Origin of the sequence: Thermococcus kodakarensis KOD1, from assembly GCF_000009965.1 — an archaeon.
In the GTDB taxonomy this organism is placed as follows: Archaea; Methanobacteriota_B; Thermococci; order Thermococcales; family Thermococcaceae; genus Thermococcus; species Thermococcus kodakarensis.
Map to the genome: position 1 here is coordinate 317,015 of NC_006624.1, position 14,681 is coordinate 331,695.

General features: G+C 51.1%; 18 protein-coding genes. 17 read left to right on the forward strand and 1 reads right to left on the reverse strand.

All coding sequences use genetic code 11. The features are described 5' to 3' along the window. Positions 1–118: 118 nt before the first annotated feature. Positions 119–1,264 carry a DUF763 domain-containing protein gene (locus tag TK_RS01870; protein ID WP_011249334.1) on the forward strand — a complete coding sequence of 382 codons (1,146 nt, stop codon included), beginning with the start codon at positions 119–121 and terminating at the stop codon, positions 1,262–1,264. On the opposite strand, the gene TK_RS01875 is transcribed toward TK_RS01870, so the two are convergent. Further along, on the reverse strand, positions 1,257–2,108 hold the full coding sequence (locus TK_RS01875) for a damage-control phosphatase (RefSeq protein WP_011249335.1): 852 nt from the start codon (positions 2,106–2,108) through the stop codon (positions 1,257–1,259). The two genes, TK_RS01870 and TK_RS01875, sit on opposite strands and share 8 nt — an antisense overlap. Positions 2,109–3,122: 1,014 nt before the next feature. On the opposite strand from TK_RS01875, the gene TK_RS01880 reads away from it, so the two are divergent. From TK_RS01880 to TK_RS01945, 16 genes are all read left to right on the forward strand, one after another. Beyond that, a complete protein-coding gene (locus TK_RS01880) occupies positions 3,123–3,920 on the forward strand; it encodes an integrase (protein ID WP_232500595.1) in 798 nt (265 codons plus the stop codon). Then, positions 3,917–4,201 carry a hypothetical protein gene (locus TK_RS01885; protein ID WP_011249337.1) on the forward strand — a complete coding sequence of 95 codons (285 nt, stop codon included), beginning with the start codon at positions 3,917–3,919 and terminating at the stop codon, positions 4,199–4,201. Before TK_RS01880 ends, TK_RS01885 begins: the two co-directional genes overlap by 4 nt. Then, positions 4,198–4,338 carry a hypothetical protein gene (locus TK_RS11975; protein WP_158298043.1) on the forward strand — a complete coding sequence of 47 codons (141 nt, stop codon included), beginning with the start codon at positions 4,198–4,200 and terminating at the stop codon, positions 4,336–4,338. The genes TK_RS01885 and TK_RS11975 overlap by 4 nt, the downstream gene beginning before the upstream one ends. Before the next feature lie 173 nt (positions 4,339–4,511). Further along, positions 4,512–4,688 (forward strand): hypothetical protein, encoded by a 177-nt coding sequence (locus tag TK_RS01890; protein ID WP_048053656.1) that lies wholly within the window; start codon positions 4,512–4,514, stop codon positions 4,686–4,688. A gap of 142 nt (positions 4,689–4,830) precedes the next feature. Next, entirely contained in the window at positions 4,831–5,007 is a 177-nt protein-coding gene (locus TK_RS11980) for a hypothetical protein (protein WP_158298044.1), read from the forward strand. After that, positions 5,004–5,357 carry a hypothetical protein gene (locus TK_RS01895; RefSeq protein WP_011249339.1) on the forward strand — a complete coding sequence of 118 codons (354 nt, stop codon included), beginning with the start codon at positions 5,004–5,006 and terminating at the stop codon, positions 5,355–5,357. The genes TK_RS11980 and TK_RS01895 overlap by 4 nt, the downstream gene beginning before the upstream one ends. Further along, positions 5,335–7,248, forward strand: a complete 1,914-nt coding sequence (locus tag TK_RS01900) for a carboxypeptidase-like regulatory domain-containing protein (RefSeq protein ID WP_232500596.1) — start codon at positions 5,335–5,337, stop codon at positions 7,246–7,248. Before TK_RS01895 ends, TK_RS01900 begins: the two co-directional genes overlap by 23 nt. A 208-nt stretch (positions 7,249–7,456) precedes the next feature. Then, positions 7,457–9,391: a hypothetical protein gene (locus TK_RS01905; RefSeq protein WP_143598659.1), complete on the forward strand. Its 1,935-nt coding sequence runs from the start codon at positions 7,457–7,459 to the stop codon at positions 9,389–9,391. 152 nt (positions 9,392–9,543) lie between these two features. Beyond that, positions 9,544–9,927 (forward strand): hypothetical protein, encoded by a 384-nt coding sequence (locus tag TK_RS01910; protein WP_232500597.1) that lies wholly within the window; start codon positions 9,544–9,546, stop codon positions 9,925–9,927. An 11-nt stretch (positions 9,928–9,938) separates the two neighbouring features. Further along, a complete protein-coding gene (locus TK_RS01915) occupies positions 9,939–10,274 on the forward strand; it encodes a hypothetical protein (RefSeq protein WP_011249343.1) in 336 nt (111 codons plus the stop codon). A 1-nt stretch (position 10,275) separates the two neighbouring features. After that, positions 10,276–10,506: a hypothetical protein gene (locus tag TK_RS01920; protein ID WP_011249344.1), complete on the forward strand. Its 231-nt coding sequence runs from the start codon at positions 10,276–10,278 to the stop codon at positions 10,504–10,506. A 3-nt stretch (positions 10,507–10,509) separates the two neighbouring features. Further along, complete coding sequence (locus tag TK_RS01925) at positions 10,510–11,313, forward strand: hypothetical protein (protein WP_011249345.1); 804 nt, start codon at positions 10,510–10,512, stop codon at positions 11,311–11,313. A gap of 11 nt (positions 11,314–11,324) precedes the next feature. After that, positions 11,325–11,807, forward strand: coding sequence for a hypothetical protein (locus TK_RS01930; RefSeq protein WP_011249346.1), 483 nt, complete (start codon positions 11,325–11,327; stop codon positions 11,805–11,807). A 5-nt stretch (positions 11,808–11,812) separates the two neighbouring features. After that, a complete protein-coding gene (locus TK_RS01935; RefSeq protein WP_011249347.1) occupies positions 11,813–12,280 on the forward strand; it encodes a hypothetical protein in 468 nt (155 codons plus the stop codon). A 1-nt stretch (position 12,281) separates the two neighbouring features. Beyond that, positions 12,282–13,082, forward strand: a complete 801-nt coding sequence (locus TK_RS01940; protein ID WP_011249348.1) for a hypothetical protein — start codon at positions 12,282–12,284, stop codon at positions 13,080–13,082. Between the two features lie 133 nt (positions 13,083–13,215). After that, entirely contained in the window at positions 13,216–14,679 is a 1,464-nt protein-coding gene (locus tag TK_RS01945; RefSeq protein WP_011249349.1) for a helicase HerA domain-containing protein, read from the forward strand. Positions 14,680–14,681: the final 2 nt, after the last annotated feature.

Consider the following 14,681-nt stretch of genomic DNA (forward strand, 5'->3'; position numbering starts at 1 on the left):
ATCGAAACGAGGGGATAAAAGGCTTTCCATCGAGAACATGGGGAAATTTACGGCCATTGGTGAACACTTCAGCTCATCCTAGCAAAGGTTAAAACACCAAACGTACAAAGCGGAGGTGATGAGGAACGTTGCTGATTTGCCCCTCCACGGCGGGCACGTCCCTCAATGGCTCGCACGAAGAATGGGGAAGCTAACAAGGCTAGTTCTCAAGCTCGCTGTTGAAGAGTACGGAACAAGAGGTCTCCTCGAGAGGCTCTCCGATCCAGTGTGGTTTCAAGCCTTCAACAACGTCATCGGTATGGACTGGGACTCCTCCGGTTCGACGACGGTAACTGCGGGAATGATAAAAGAAGCCCTCTGGAAGGAGGAACTCGGAGTTAAAGTGGCTGGGGGGAAGGGGAAGAAAAGCAGGGCAACACCGGAGGAGCTGAAGAGGATAGCCTCTCTTTACGACCTTGATCCAGAGCCATACGTGAGGACTTCCCGTCTGGTGGCCAAGGTCGACACCGTTGCCCTCCAAACGGGCTACCAGCTCTATCACCACGTCTTCCTCCTCGACGAGGAGGGCAACTGGGCGGTCATCCAGCAGGGAATGAACAAGAGGGAGAGAATGGCAAGGCGCTTCCACTGGTTCAACAGCGAAACCTTCACCCTCAACCCCCATAAGGCCATCGCCGGTCTGGAGAAGGAGTTCGCACTTAACACCGTCTCAAGGGAGGCGAAGGAGTACCAGAAGACGCTCCTCGACGTTGTTCAGGAGAGTCCCATGAAAATCGAGAGAGAGCTTGAAAGCCTGAAGGCAATAGCGAATGGCTACCGTCCGCTCGTCTACTACAAGCCGAGGGAGCCGTGGGAGAAGGACGTTATAAAGCGCTACGAGAGCCTTGGAAAGTTTGAGCTTAACAAGAGAGCCCTTGAATTTGCAAGGGAGCTGAGCGTCAGCAACTATGAGGAGTTTCTGCTTTTGAAGGGCCTCGGGCCGAGCACTTTAAGGGCGCTCTCGCTGGTTCTTGAGCTCGTCTACGACGTCCATCCGAGCTGGAAGGATCCGGTAACCCATCCACCTGATCCGTTCAAGTTCACCTACGCTGTCGGTGGCAAAGATAAGATTCCATTTCCAATAGACAAGCCCGCCTACGACGAGCTGATTTCATTCCTCGAGGAGCTCGTGTCGAAGCATCCCAAAGAAAAGGCCCTCGTGAGGAACGTGACAAAGATAACTAAGAACTGGAAGTTCCCGAAGTGGGAGAAGAGACCTACCTAGCCCGCAGACAAACCATAGCTCCCTGCGGGACCTCCAGCTCCCTCGCTATCGGCCTGCACTTCGCCTTGAGCAGGTAGAAGACCCTTTCATCGTTTATCTCGCTCAGGGTTTCAAAGTTGCCCTGACCCTTAGCGATTATCACGTCGACTTTCTCAAAGATTGCCCTGAACTCATCCGAAACTCTATCAAAAGGAACCCCCACGATCCTCGTGCCCGTTGAGACAACCCTCCCAAGCTTCTCAAAGCCAGCATTCTGTAGATCTTCAACGGTTGCGTCGTTTATTATTGGACCTTCCTTACCCGCTATGTAGATTTCAAGGCGCGGGAAGGCCTCCTTAAGCTTTTTCAGGAACAGCCTGTCAAAGTAAATCTCCCCGCAGTTGTCGGTTAGATAGAGAAGGGTCTTTGCGCTTTTGAGGACCTTGAAAAGCTCTTCCGAATGGTCGATGTAGAGCTCCTCCCCGAGCATCTCCCTAACGTCCTCCTCTATTTTCTCTGGAGAGTAGCCGACCGCGAAGTCTATCACGTTCCCAATGATGGCGAGCTTTAGGGCCGTTCTGAGGTCTATCTCCTCCTTTTCAAGATCACTAACTACTCTCTCCGCGAGCCTGTTGGAGAGCTCCTTGTACTCTCTAAACGGGTCGTCATTGCCTATAACCCTATAAACCCCGAGGAAGACATCGCTCCCGAAGATTGCTGGAATAGAGTCTTCACTGATGGTTGCCATCAGCCTGGCCGCCTCGACCACGCCCTTCTTTCTGAGTTCGAGGTCATCGGTCCCCATCTCGACTATCCTCTGGCACTGGTTGGCGGCGCAGGCAAAGCACTCGTAGTGGATCTTCATTTTCCCACCCCCCGCATTTTGTCCAGGAGGATTAAATTTTTTGTGTATATCGGAACTGTCATCCCTACTGGGAAAGAGCCTCTTTCTGGAAAAAGCTTCCCAGAGAAACCCATTTTTATTCACTCGTTATCCATGAGTTTGCTTTGTAATCGACGTCCGAAGTGTGTCAAGGTAAGAGAAACTACTTTCCAATTGAGCAATTGCAAGGAATTCATCCACTTTTTAACTCGTGATACGTGGAATCCTTGTAGATTGTGTTTCTCCTTTTTTAACGCCCGAAGGGCGTTATACTACGAATAAACCCTCTAAAACCGCTAATTGGGCATTGAGAATCATTGAAAAGCAAGATGCTCAAAAGGACATTCCCTCTTTGATGAAACTTTGCCCTTCAAGCTTTTGGAAAAAGCTTGACCAAAAGGGTTCCCTTCTCCTCGAGCTTGCCTGTTAGGGAAGTATATGCTCCTATAGAAGGCAAGCTCGCACGGGTTTAACTCCAAGATTTCCTCGCTAATTGAGATTTTAACTTCCTTTTTTAGTGTCCTTTGGACACTATACGGTGAGAAAATCCCGTAAGTTTGGCAGATTGGCGAGTAAACCCGCTTAAAAGCTAGCTTGTTAGAATTGCATACTTTTCTTCCGCCAGCGCTGAAACTTTGCCAGCAAAGTTTCATCAAAGTTTGTGGTTCTTGATTAGAGGGCTGTTTTGATTAGGATTTTCTTTTTGAATACTGTCATGGTTGTGAATTCTATTTTTAATTTGCCCGATCTGTGTGAGTTTGCTTTGTAATAGACGCCCGTAGGGCGTCAAGGGGAAGAAACTCCTTTTTACAGGTCGAAACTTAGGGGATTCACTAAATTGTGGCTAATTTATCATGAAAATCCTCTTAGAAGAGCAATTTTAGAAGGAACCACGAGCCTTGATCAAACTTCGCGCAGGAGAAGTTTGTATTGCTGGCGGGCCCGGCGGGATTCGAACCCGCGACCTCCGGCTTAGAAGGCCGTTCCCTTAATGAATTGTGGGCTGCTGAAAGGGCCAATTTTGCAGAATGGCTCTCTGCTGAAGTTGGCGAAGAAACAAGGAAAGACTACGTTAGAGCGCTCGACAGGCTGTTTGGTCGGCACGTGATAAGAACACTCGAAGATCTAGAGAAGGCCCTCCGCGCTGAAGGATACAAGCGGAATGTTTCAAAAGCACTCAGAAGGCTCGCAAAATACCTCGTTGAGCGCGACATCATCGACTCCAACAGTTATGAGAAGATCAAGAACATCGCGAAGCTCAAGGCGACGGGAGTTAGGGAAGTCTTCATCACGAACGAGGATGTGAGGACAGCTTACAATGAGGTACAAAAACGCGGAAAGCCCGCTGAAACACTCTTCCTCTTGCTGGTGTTCTCTGGCATCAGGCTCAAGCAGGCTGTTGAATTGCTGAGAACCTACGATCCGACAAAGCTTTACCTCATTGATGACAAAGCGGCGCGGTACCCAATTTTTTCAACAAGCAAAGGCAAGAAGAAGGCCTTTTGGGCTTACGGGCCGCGAGACTTTTTCGAGAGACTCGAACCCCTGGAGGTAAAGTACAACACTGCAAAGGATCTCGTAGCTTTTGGAAAAGTCTCGGCTAACAGTATCAGGAAGTGGCATTATACGTTCCTCATTCAGAAAGGCATGCCGTCGGAGATTGCAGACTTTATTCAGGGCCGTGTGAGCGGGAGCGTTGGAGCGACACACTACCTAAATAAGGCTGTTTTGGCCGACGAGTGGTATTCTGCAGTCGTGGACGATTTAAAGAGGGTTCTGGAGGGTGGAGAATGAGCGTTTGGGGCTGGCTTCTTGGGTTTCTCCTGCTCGGAGCGATACTCTCAATACTCTATGACATACTCTTCAGGCCATGGAAGCTTGTCAGAGAAGGCATCAATGACTTGGAGAGGCAACTCAAGCTCTTGGACGGTCGCTTTGCGCGCCTACGCTCGTTCATCATCGCTCCTTGGCTTTGGGGTGACGTGGAGCGGACGCGCACTTTCGTTTCTCACAAGCTCGCTCTGAAGCGGGCCGAGTTGGAGCTTTTTGAAAAGCTGAAGGGGGGTGGAGAATGAACCCGATTCAACTTATCTGGCTGTTTTTCGGCGGAGCGTTCGTAGTAGTGCTCTCCGCATTTGCCTATGAAGCCTTTATGGAGTGGCGGGAGGCTCGGAAATGGGCCGAGCGGTACAGCAAAGTCATGAAGAAATGAAAGGAGGATGAGGTAGTGATTGACCTCATGCCTGCCCTCGACAAGGCCCTCTATCAAGCAAGTTGCTACACGATTTGTCTCACATTGACTTTCTTTTTCGTGCTGACACTTGTTATGGTTGCCCTCGTGTTCGTGCTGATCTATTTGAAAAAATGTAGGAGGTGAGCGGAGGAATGGCCCAATCTAAGTTTGTTCGTGGAATATATATTGATTCGGAGGTTGAGAAAAGGGCAAAAGCCCTTGCCAAGGCCAAGGGAACGAGCATCAACCAGGTATTCAGAGAGGCGGTTCTGAAACTCTATCGGCTGGAACTAGGTAACACAAGGCCGGAGGAAATTCTTGAGGGCTGACTTCTTTTTTACGCTTAATTTAAGCTTAAAATGTTCTTATTTGCTTTTAAACTCCTCCTGCGACTTTTCTCTGGCGCCTTTGGGCCTTCCTCCGCTTAAATCAGTTCTCGTCAAATTGGCAAAGCCCTCCGGAGGCGGTAGTATGGACGACCTAGATGGGATTTCTCGGGAGATTGAAACTCTCGATCGGTACGCTGAGCGTTTGAGGAGACAGATTGAGGCAGCGCAGAGGGAGCTCGCGCGAGTCACGAGGAAGAAGCAACAGCTCCTCGCAGAGGTTTCTAAGCTCAAAAAGGCGCGCAAGGTGATGGCAGTATGAAGACAAAGAGCCTCATCCAGCTAATCATCTTCTTTGTGCTCGCGGGAGCGTGGTACTACATCGCTTGGCCCATGATGACAAAGGAGGCTCTAGCGGTCGGAGCTGTTGGCGGCGTGCTCATGCATTGGGCGCTCACGAACAAGGGAAACAAGGCTTTAGTAATCATCGAGCCCTTTACATCAAGCTGGCGCGTGCTCCTCTATGACATGATGCTCTTGAGCTTCCTGGCGGCACTCTGGCAGGCGAACGGTGCAGCTCTTCTCGACGCGCTCAAGGACTCTGTTGAGAACCTCGCGCTTCTGCTGGCCTTGCTCGGCGGCATTGGTGTTGACTACGGAGTGGAGGGATGAAGAGATGAAGAAACTCGGTGTTTTGCTCGCTCTGTTGGTGCTGTTCGGAACGCTGGCAACGGGCACGGTTGGGGCTGTTTATATTCCGTCTAGTGGAGATTTCGGGGTGTATATCTTTGGGTCTTCGTCTAATGTAACAATATCGGACGGTCGGTTGGTCTTAGATGCTACGGGGTCTGAGTACGTCAGGGCTTGGCTTAATGTTACTGAGTTTCAGGCTATCGAGTTTGATTATCAGGCGTACGCAAATAACGTTTTATCTGGTGTGTCTTTTATGTCAGGGAGTTCAGGGGTTGGCTTAACTTTCATTGAGTATGATACGGGTTCAATCGAGGTTAGGAAAATCTCAGGGGCTAATTATCCTCAGTATGATGGGAGTAGCGACACTATAGGTGGTTCTATTGATGCAGGGACGAGCTTTAGGAATAAGTACGTACATTTTAGAATTGAGTTTCAGCAGAGGGGCACGGAGTGGGATTTACTGGTATATAAGGACGGTTTCTTATTGTATAATCTGACGAATGTTCAGCAGCATATTGACCCGTTGTCAATCGAGAAGGTAGTTTTTGGTGTTCCGGCTGTAGGCATTGGTAATAACTTGGGCTGGCAGGGGAAGGTCGAGTTTAATAATATACAGATTTATGAGGTTGAGTATCATATTCAGCTCTCGCTCAAGGATGCTCTGAGTAATCAACCCCTCACGGGCGTTACGGTGAAGGAGAACGGTAACGTTATCGGCACGCTGGTCGATGGTGGAAGTTTAGATTTAACTAAGGGCACTCATACACTCACTTTCGAGAAAAGCGGGTACTGGAGCGTCACGAAGACGATAGACGTCCAGGGTGACATGACTGTCAGTGTCGAGATGTACCCTGACAGCGCCGCCTTCAAGTTTGAAAACTTCCCGTCTGACATCAGCATTCCCGAGAACACGATTTACACGCTCACTTTCACTCTCTCGCCGATCAGCACCGACGCGGCTTACAACACTTACCTGAGCCTGAGCGGCCTCTCCAACGTCCTCGAAGTCCAGAAAGACGGCCAGGCCGTCTCTCCCGAGTCGGGCAAGTACTATCTCGGCGACATTTCAGGCCCGACACAGATTTCCATCAAGTTCAAGGCGGGCGCGGTCGGCCAGCACGGGTTCACTCTGAGCTTTGAGAGTCATGACGCAATAATGAGCAAGACCTACACGACGACAAAGAGTGTCACCTACACCGTCGAGCCGCTCCCGTTTTCGGTTCAGATGCCCTCTGAATGGCAGGTCGGCCAGAATGAGCTTCGCATCTCGGAAAGCAGTGGCCAGAGTTACCTCATCACGGCGGTTCTGAAGGACAGCCAGGGCAACGAGGTTTGGAGTGATTCCCACGCCTTCAGCCCCTACGAGGCGTACTCCTTCAGCGTCAACGTGCCGAGTGAGGGCCAGTACACGCTCGAACTCCAGTGGAACGGCCAGGTCGCGACCTATGACGTCACCGTGAATCCTGCAATCACGCTCACCACGAAGCAGCTGACAGTCGAGAAGGGTGGCGAGGGCACGATTGTCCTCCACTTCAAGAACCCGTCGAGCGATGTGCAGTATTACACGATCAAGGTCTCGGGCGGCTTCCTGCCGAGCGAGATCAACCAGAGCATTTCGGTCGGCCCGCTCACCGAGAAGGATGTTAGCATAGCCTTCGCCGTGCCAGAAGACCTGACTTACGACGCCTACGAGCTCCAGGTGCAGGTTCTTCAGGGCAACGCGACGGTCTTCCAGGACAAGGTTGCCGTTAGCATTGGAGATTCTGGAGGGTTCACGCTCTTCGGCGGCTCAAGTGGGAACACCTGGCTCTGGCTCGGTGTTGGCGGGCTTGGGCTTCTCGCCTTAGTTGGACTTGCCAGGAGGAGGTGAGGTAATGAGGCTCTTCTTTTCACTTTTTGAGCAGAAAGGAGGCGAGGAAGAAGAGCAGGAAAGGAAAACCTGTAATAGAAAAAAGCGCCTGTCAGGGTTACTGTTACTCCTCATTTTTACCACAAGCATCTATGCACAGCCAGCCCTAGCGTTTGACTTCGGCAGCTGGTGGAATGGTGTCAAAGAGAGGGCGAGCAACACCGGCAAAATGGTCGTCTCGACAGTAGTGGGTGTTGTCGTTGGCGGAGCATGCATGGCAGGGACCATGGGTTTCGGTACAGGTGCATGCGTTGCAATGGGAATGGCAGCCGCAGGTTTGACATATTCAGCGCTAGAACTAGCGTTTGGAGGGTCTCGGGGTGGAGATAGTGACAGTGGTGCAACAATAACTTACGAGCGCCAAGCAAATGGAACTACCGTCAAAAACGATGACGATGAACTCAATAAAGTCATAGACGACGCTAACCAGCAGACATATGAAGGGATTGCAGAGCTTACCGCGAAGCTCCGCTCTGATCTGGTGAGGTATGACACTAAGGAAGATGGAGCAACTGGCGACCTCTGGATTGAGATCTATGCTCCCTCAAAGATCTATGGCTTTTCAGCTTTCCCCGTCCAGGCTAAACTCTACACAAAAGAGAGCAACATACCATTTAACGTCATACACCTTCGCAGTGTTGAGATCTATCTTCAGAAGGAGAACAGTAGCGTCCCGCTCTGGAAGCGCGTTTGGGATTACGGAACTGGTAGCGAGGGCCTAAACGGCCAAAGTGTGGTTTATTCAACAATTCTCAAGGTTCCGGACGATTGGGTCTACCAGGTGCAGAACGCTATTCAAACCGGTCAGGTCACTAGAGACTTGATCGAACAGATATTCAGCGCGAACACTTCAACGTGGGAGATCTTCGTTAAGGTTGACGCTTACCGTGAGGTCTGGCAGAACGACCCGCAGTACACTGATCAGTCATCCTGTACTGCTCAACCTAACCATAAGTGGGACTCAAACACCTCTACGTGCTACGTCTTCGTTAGGAATGATGACATTAAGTATACTGCTTACACCACCAGCGCCTGGCGGCACGTGAGCATGGCCCACGACATCGCCGATCTTGCAGATGGTTTCTATGCATCTCTACCAGTTAAGTTCCTCAATACTGAAGCCTCAACGAAATGGGCGCTTTATCAGGAGAAGTACGCTGGAGCGCTCTCAAACTTCATTATACTGACCTTTGCGACTCCAGTTCATGTCATTGGTTCAACAGCAGACTACAAGTTCTATATTGTGCCTAATCCAGGCTATTTTGAGCCTCTTAATCCGTCCTTCAATGACGACTTCAGGTTCGTAGCAGTGAGAGAGTACAAGGATCTAAGCTGGACAGTTGCAGATTCAATATTTGGAAACCTCGGCACGATGAGTCCGGACACTCCAACTCAAAAGCTCCTGACAGCCCACTACACTGAAGACCTGAGCACGTTAACCTATAAGGTCTATGGACTGGCTTACTTCACGATCACGAGAGATGACAATATCACAATACCGCTCTGGCTTGTTGTCAATCCGAAGGTCTCTGTTATCCCGAACACAAGGACAGTGTTGGCGGATAATCAGATAGACCAGCTCGTTCAGTTTACTGACGATGGCAAGCTCGAAGCGAGTGAGATCAATCAGACTAAAGCGATCGCAGCCAGCCTCATTAACGGTCTCCAGGAGAAGATCACTGCCGCCGAGGATCTCAAGAAGAAGGCAGACGCCGAGGGCAATGAAAAGGCTTCCCTCTACGCTGAGAAAGCGATACAGGCATACCAGGATGCCATTGAGGCTCTCAACAAAATTACACAGACCGATGCTGTCCAAGAGTACCTCAACTGGCTAAACGTTGCCAAAAAGCTTGAGCAGGCCGGAGACTTCTACATGAGCGCGGCTGAGAAGGCGCTCTACGGCGAGTACGAACAGGCCGAACTTGACGCACAGAAGGGTGATGAGCTGAGTCAGCTTGCCGATGAGTACAAGCCACACATTGACATCCTAACAACTGCAAAGAGCATGCTGAGTAAGAAGATTCTCGGAATTCCACTTTGGGCGCTTCTCGCAATAGTGTTCGTGTTAGTTGGCGCTTTCGTGGTTTGGAGAAAACTGCTTTGAGGTGGTGATTGAAGATGGGGGAGGAACAACAACCAAAAAAACTGAAGGCCGGGCAATGGGCCTTAAAGACGGCCCTAGCCTCGGGCTTTCTTGGTTTACTTTTGTGGTATGCAGGACAACACAGCATAACAGTACAGCAGACAACAGAAGCAATGGCATCGGTGCCGCTGGCATTCGTAGTGCTCGTTGAACTCTTCGATAAGCTCGCAGATAAGAACGACTACTACAACAAGCTCTACGCGGGAATCTACGGCTCAATAGGCAAAAAGAAGAGCAGAGTAGGTGCAATCCTCATCAGTTTGCTCTTCGCAGCGCTCGGAATGCTAGGGGTCATGTGGGCAATCACAGGAACCATGACGCTCAACATCGGCGATGTCGGGCCAGCAAATCTTTTCGTCTCCGGATTGATCGGCCTATACATCTTCGCTCCAGAGACTGGCAACAATGAGCTGATACTTTGGTTCTGGACCGCCGCAACGATCGCCACAAAAGGTGCATTCATTTCAATACTTCCACACATCCCCGGGCTGATCTGAGGTGACTGACAATGCTCGGCAGGGTTGCAGCAGCTCTCATCGCTTACCTCCTTTGCATTTTCCACTTCCAGAACAGCATGGTTACAGCAGGCAACCTCCTCGGCCTCAGTGGCTTTTGGGCGCTCTTCATTCCCTCGGCCCTCATAGGGCTCGCAGTGTACAGAATCAGCGACCTAGACAGTTGGGGACTTTGGGACGCGGCGGCATTCCTTATCCTCGGCGGAATCTTCATGCTGGCGATTACCGGCGATCCAACAGCAACGGCCCTGGAATTCATTAAGGGAGTCACGGGCTTCGGCTTAGCTGGCGTTCTGGCAGGATTAGCAGCAAAGAACAGGAGGGATTGACATGGACGCGAACAGCATCATTGATCAGCTCCACAACCTTGCAGGAAGCCACCCATACCTCGCGCTCGGCCTAATCCTCATCCTCATCGGCGTACTGACAAAAGGCAAGGTGAGCCTGGTGTTCTACGCTCTCGGCGCTCTCGCGCTCCTCAAAGAGTTTGGCCTCGTGGACACTTTCTTTTCTTTCCTGAAACAGATTCCAGAACTTGTTAAGTCGTTTGGAGGTGTTTGAGAAATGAGAAAGAAAGAGAGACAGATCATAACCGTTGGCCTGATACTACTCTTCGCCGCCATCGGCTGGTGGGCCTATCACGGCGGCGGAGGCGGCTTCGTTGACATAACCAACGCTCTGAGTGGCAACAGTACCAGCACCACGACCTATGAGCTCGCCGTCAGCAACCTTCTGGCTACAGTTGACCAGGCGACCGGCCACGTCCTCGTGAGCTTCCAGTTAGCAAACGAGGAGCACTTCAACATATCCAGCGTTCAGATCCTCTACGCGCTCAACGTCGCCGATCCAAATAACGCGACCTACACTGCCCTGAACGCTACAGCCGAGAACGGCACTTACAAGGCAGAAATCCCCTCTAAGTTCGGAGATGTGGTTTACTACAAGATCAAAGTTTCCTACAACGCTGGAAAGACCCTCGAAAGCGATGTCAAGAGCATAACTGTCAAGGACACGGCCGCTCCAACTCTGAATTCAGTTAGCATCAACTATAACAGTACGGCTGGAACTTTCAGCATTGACTTCAACGCGACCGATAACGACGCCATAGCGACCTACTACGTCTATTATGCTGATCTCGGTACTAGCAGCACCGTGAGCAATACTACCACCTTCACCGCAGTCAACGCGACCAGCCTTCCAGTTGTCATCAGCAACGTCACGGCGAACAACTACTATGCGTTCTACTTCGTGGTCGAGGACATCAGCGGCAACAAGGCCATGCTCTACAACGAGACCAGCCCGTACATCGTCCAGGCCAATGCGACCGCTACTTGGCCGGTTGTTGTGACCGAGCAGAGCTCTAGTTGAGGTGGGCTGAAATGTACGCCCACCACTCTTCCCCATCTTTTTCAAAAGTCGTTTTGAGACTCTTCGCAGTGGTTAGCCTAATTTTTTTGGCTTATTTCAGCTATTCGACGTTCGCCGAGCACGACCCACTAAAAGAAAGACTGTATAAGCTAGGTTATCCGACTGAGGGATTCATCTTCAGCAACAACACAATACGGTGGGCTGACGGACACCTCACGATAGTCCAGGGGGCCTATGTTGAGGACTATCCAATCACTGCCGAGCAGGCGTACGAGATCGCTCGGCAGTATCTAGCCAGCTACAACAAGAAGCTGGAGAAGTACAACTACAAGCTCTACCCTGACAAGAAGACGCTGACAGAGAAGGAAAAGAACGGTCAAAAATATTGGGTTTTCGAGCTGAAGCTCGATACTGGTGGTTCTAAGCTCTTTGCTGGCTTCATTTGGGTGAACCGGAAGACGGGAGCGGTTTCAGTGAAGGGCCTCTTGGGGTGAGAAGAATGAAGTTCATGGGTATGAAGTCATATATTCATATATTATATATGATAGTAGTCCTCGCGGCGGTTGTGAGTACCGCAGGGTGCATTGGTTGGGGTGGCGGTGGAATCATAATCGGCTTTGGCAACGAGACCTACACAATCCCACTTAACACCTCTAACAGCACAAACTCCACAATCCCAACTTCGGAACTCACCATACACAGGTACGAGGAGCTGGTTTACGTTGGCGGAAACCTGACGATCCAGGAGCTGAACCTGACAATTAGGCCCGACTACGACCCCAACAAGGGCAAGTTCTTCTTCATATTCCCGGATACGATCTATTGGGAGCCGATGAACGTCACTATCAACAACATAACAATAATTGGGACTGGCTACTTCACGGGCACGACGTACTACATCGCCAACATCACGATTCTGAGTCCTGAAAAGTTGACGGTCATCGTAAACAACCCGGAGGGACAGTGATATGAAGCGGCTGGTTTTCGCCTTTATCCTGTTCCTGCTGACTGCCAGCCTCGCGTCAGCAGGGACTCTCTACGACTGGAGCGGGAGCCTCGAAGTTGGCCAGGCCGTTTACGTCAATGACCTCACCCTGTTCGTTGACCAACACGCCAAGACGAACGAGATCGTTCTCGTTGTTAAACAGGCCCGTCAGATACTGAAGGTTCTCCACAATGGTGAGAACTATACCGCTGAGGGCCTGGAGGTTATTTTTACGACCTTCAACGACAGGGCATACATTCAGGTTCAGGGGAGTGATCCCTTCTCGGTGAGTTTCAACGGACCGGATAAGGCCGCTGAACTGAGGAAAGAGAATATAGAATTGAGAGAAAAGCTGGCGAACCTTACCGTTCAGAACAACAAGCTCGCGAAAGAAAACGAACAGCTCAAGCAGCAGGTTTCAGAGCTTCAGAGCAAGCTCAAGAACCAGCCCAACACAGCCGAGCTGAACGCAAAGATTCTGAACCTGACGAGGGAAAATCGCGAGCTCAAGGCACAGTTAGCGAACCTGACAAATCAATACAACACCGTAAAGGCCAGGGCTGATTTTCTCGAACAGCAGAACGACGAGTACAGGAAGATGATTCAGACCCTTCTTGAGGGGGCCTCGCAGAAGAGCGAGCAGAGCTACATAGAGAAGGCGAAAAAAGAGAAGCTAATCGGTTCAGTTCTCTTGAAAACGCTCCTCTTCGGCGGGATAATCGTCGGGCTGGTGGGGTATGGCCTGTACAGGGCAAAGAGGAGGCATGACTTTGCAGGCCTCTAACTCACTCAATTGTAAAAGGAAGTATGGGGGGCTGATGGAAAAATAAAGCTCGCTGAGTTGAGCTTTTACGGGAGATAGTAGTTTTTTGTTGTAATCAAAGAAAATCGGGAACAAAAAAGGAGGTTCGGGATAGATGGCAGTCTCGACGCGAGCCGCGTCCCCTGCAGAGGTGAACATTCCCCACTTCAACCCAGCCAGCGGGCCGTACCTCGGCAGGCTCATGAGCACGAACAGGAAAGAGAAGCTCTACCTGCCGCTCAAGGTCGGTGAGGCAAACCACATCTTCATCCTCGGAAAGACAGGCTACGGGAAGACCAGCTTCATGAAAGCCCTCGCCGAGGCCCTGTGGGAGTACTACACCAGCAGGGGACAGGAAGTCCTCATTGTGATCTTTGAGAGAAAATATGACTACTCAAAGTTCCAGCGCCTGAAGGCGTTTTGGAACAAGCGCGTTGAAGAGCTCGGGAAAGAAGAAGCCACCAGAGTGCACCCGTACCTCGCGGCATACTTCGGAACCCTTGAGAAGTACCCACAGCTCAAAAGCCAGCTCGGCTTTCCCGGCGACTTTGCAATGAGCATTCCCAACTACATCCTCGCCGAGACGTACGTGACTAGAAAGCCGTATCCAATTGACGTCTTTACCTGGCACGGCCTACAACCCGACAGCTTCCCGACCAGGAGGATAGTCTTCAGGCCGACCAGGGCACCAGAAGCAATCAAGCTCGACAACGGTGGTGGAAAGGTCGAGGTTGCAATCGGCAGGATTCACCTGAGAGACATCAGCTTTGAGATGCTCGCGCGGAAGTTTGACATCCCAAAGGGCACGGCCTACGGCAGGATCCTGAGGAAGTACTGGAAAGTGTACAAGATCCACGACCCTGACGAGATTCTGAGGAGAGTCAAAGCTGAAGAGCCCTCAATGCGCGAGAGCACTTACGAGAGCCTCAAGAGCATCCTCGACGAGATCAGAGCTGACCCGCTCTACCTGAAAGGCTCAGTCCTCAAGCCGAAGGCTGAGCAGGTCACTAGAAGCGGAAATGGCATCTATGATGAGCCTAAGCCCTTCACGGACTACCTCACGACCAAAGCCATCAACATCATTGATTTTTCAGATAACTCCGAGCTAGACCTCGAGGAGCAGCGCCTAATCATGTACCTGCTCTGGCAGAAGATTAAGCTCATCGCTGGCAGGAAGCGCGTTGATGTGTGGCTCTTCTTCGACGAGATTCAGGACCTCATAGGCACGGCAGGCGAGGCCAGCCGCCACAACCTTGCCTGGAAGGCAATGGAGGAAATCTATAGGAAGGGCCGCTCCCTCTCGGTGAACGTCGTCGCGGGCACACAGTACCTCTACAAGCTGCCAATGAGCCTCATAATGGGTGCCGCCCACATTGCGGTAATCGGAGCCCTAGCCAGTCCAAAGGATCTCGACATTCTTCGCGTTGCGATAATGGACGGCGAGCGGCTGAGGATTCCAGTCGAGCACGACAGCTTTGAGGAGTTTCTGAAGCGCCGCAAGAAGAAAGGCCGCGGCTGGTTCTCGTTTGACCGCGAGTTTACCGTCAAGATGTATTTTCGCCCTAATCAAAGCTTTTGAGA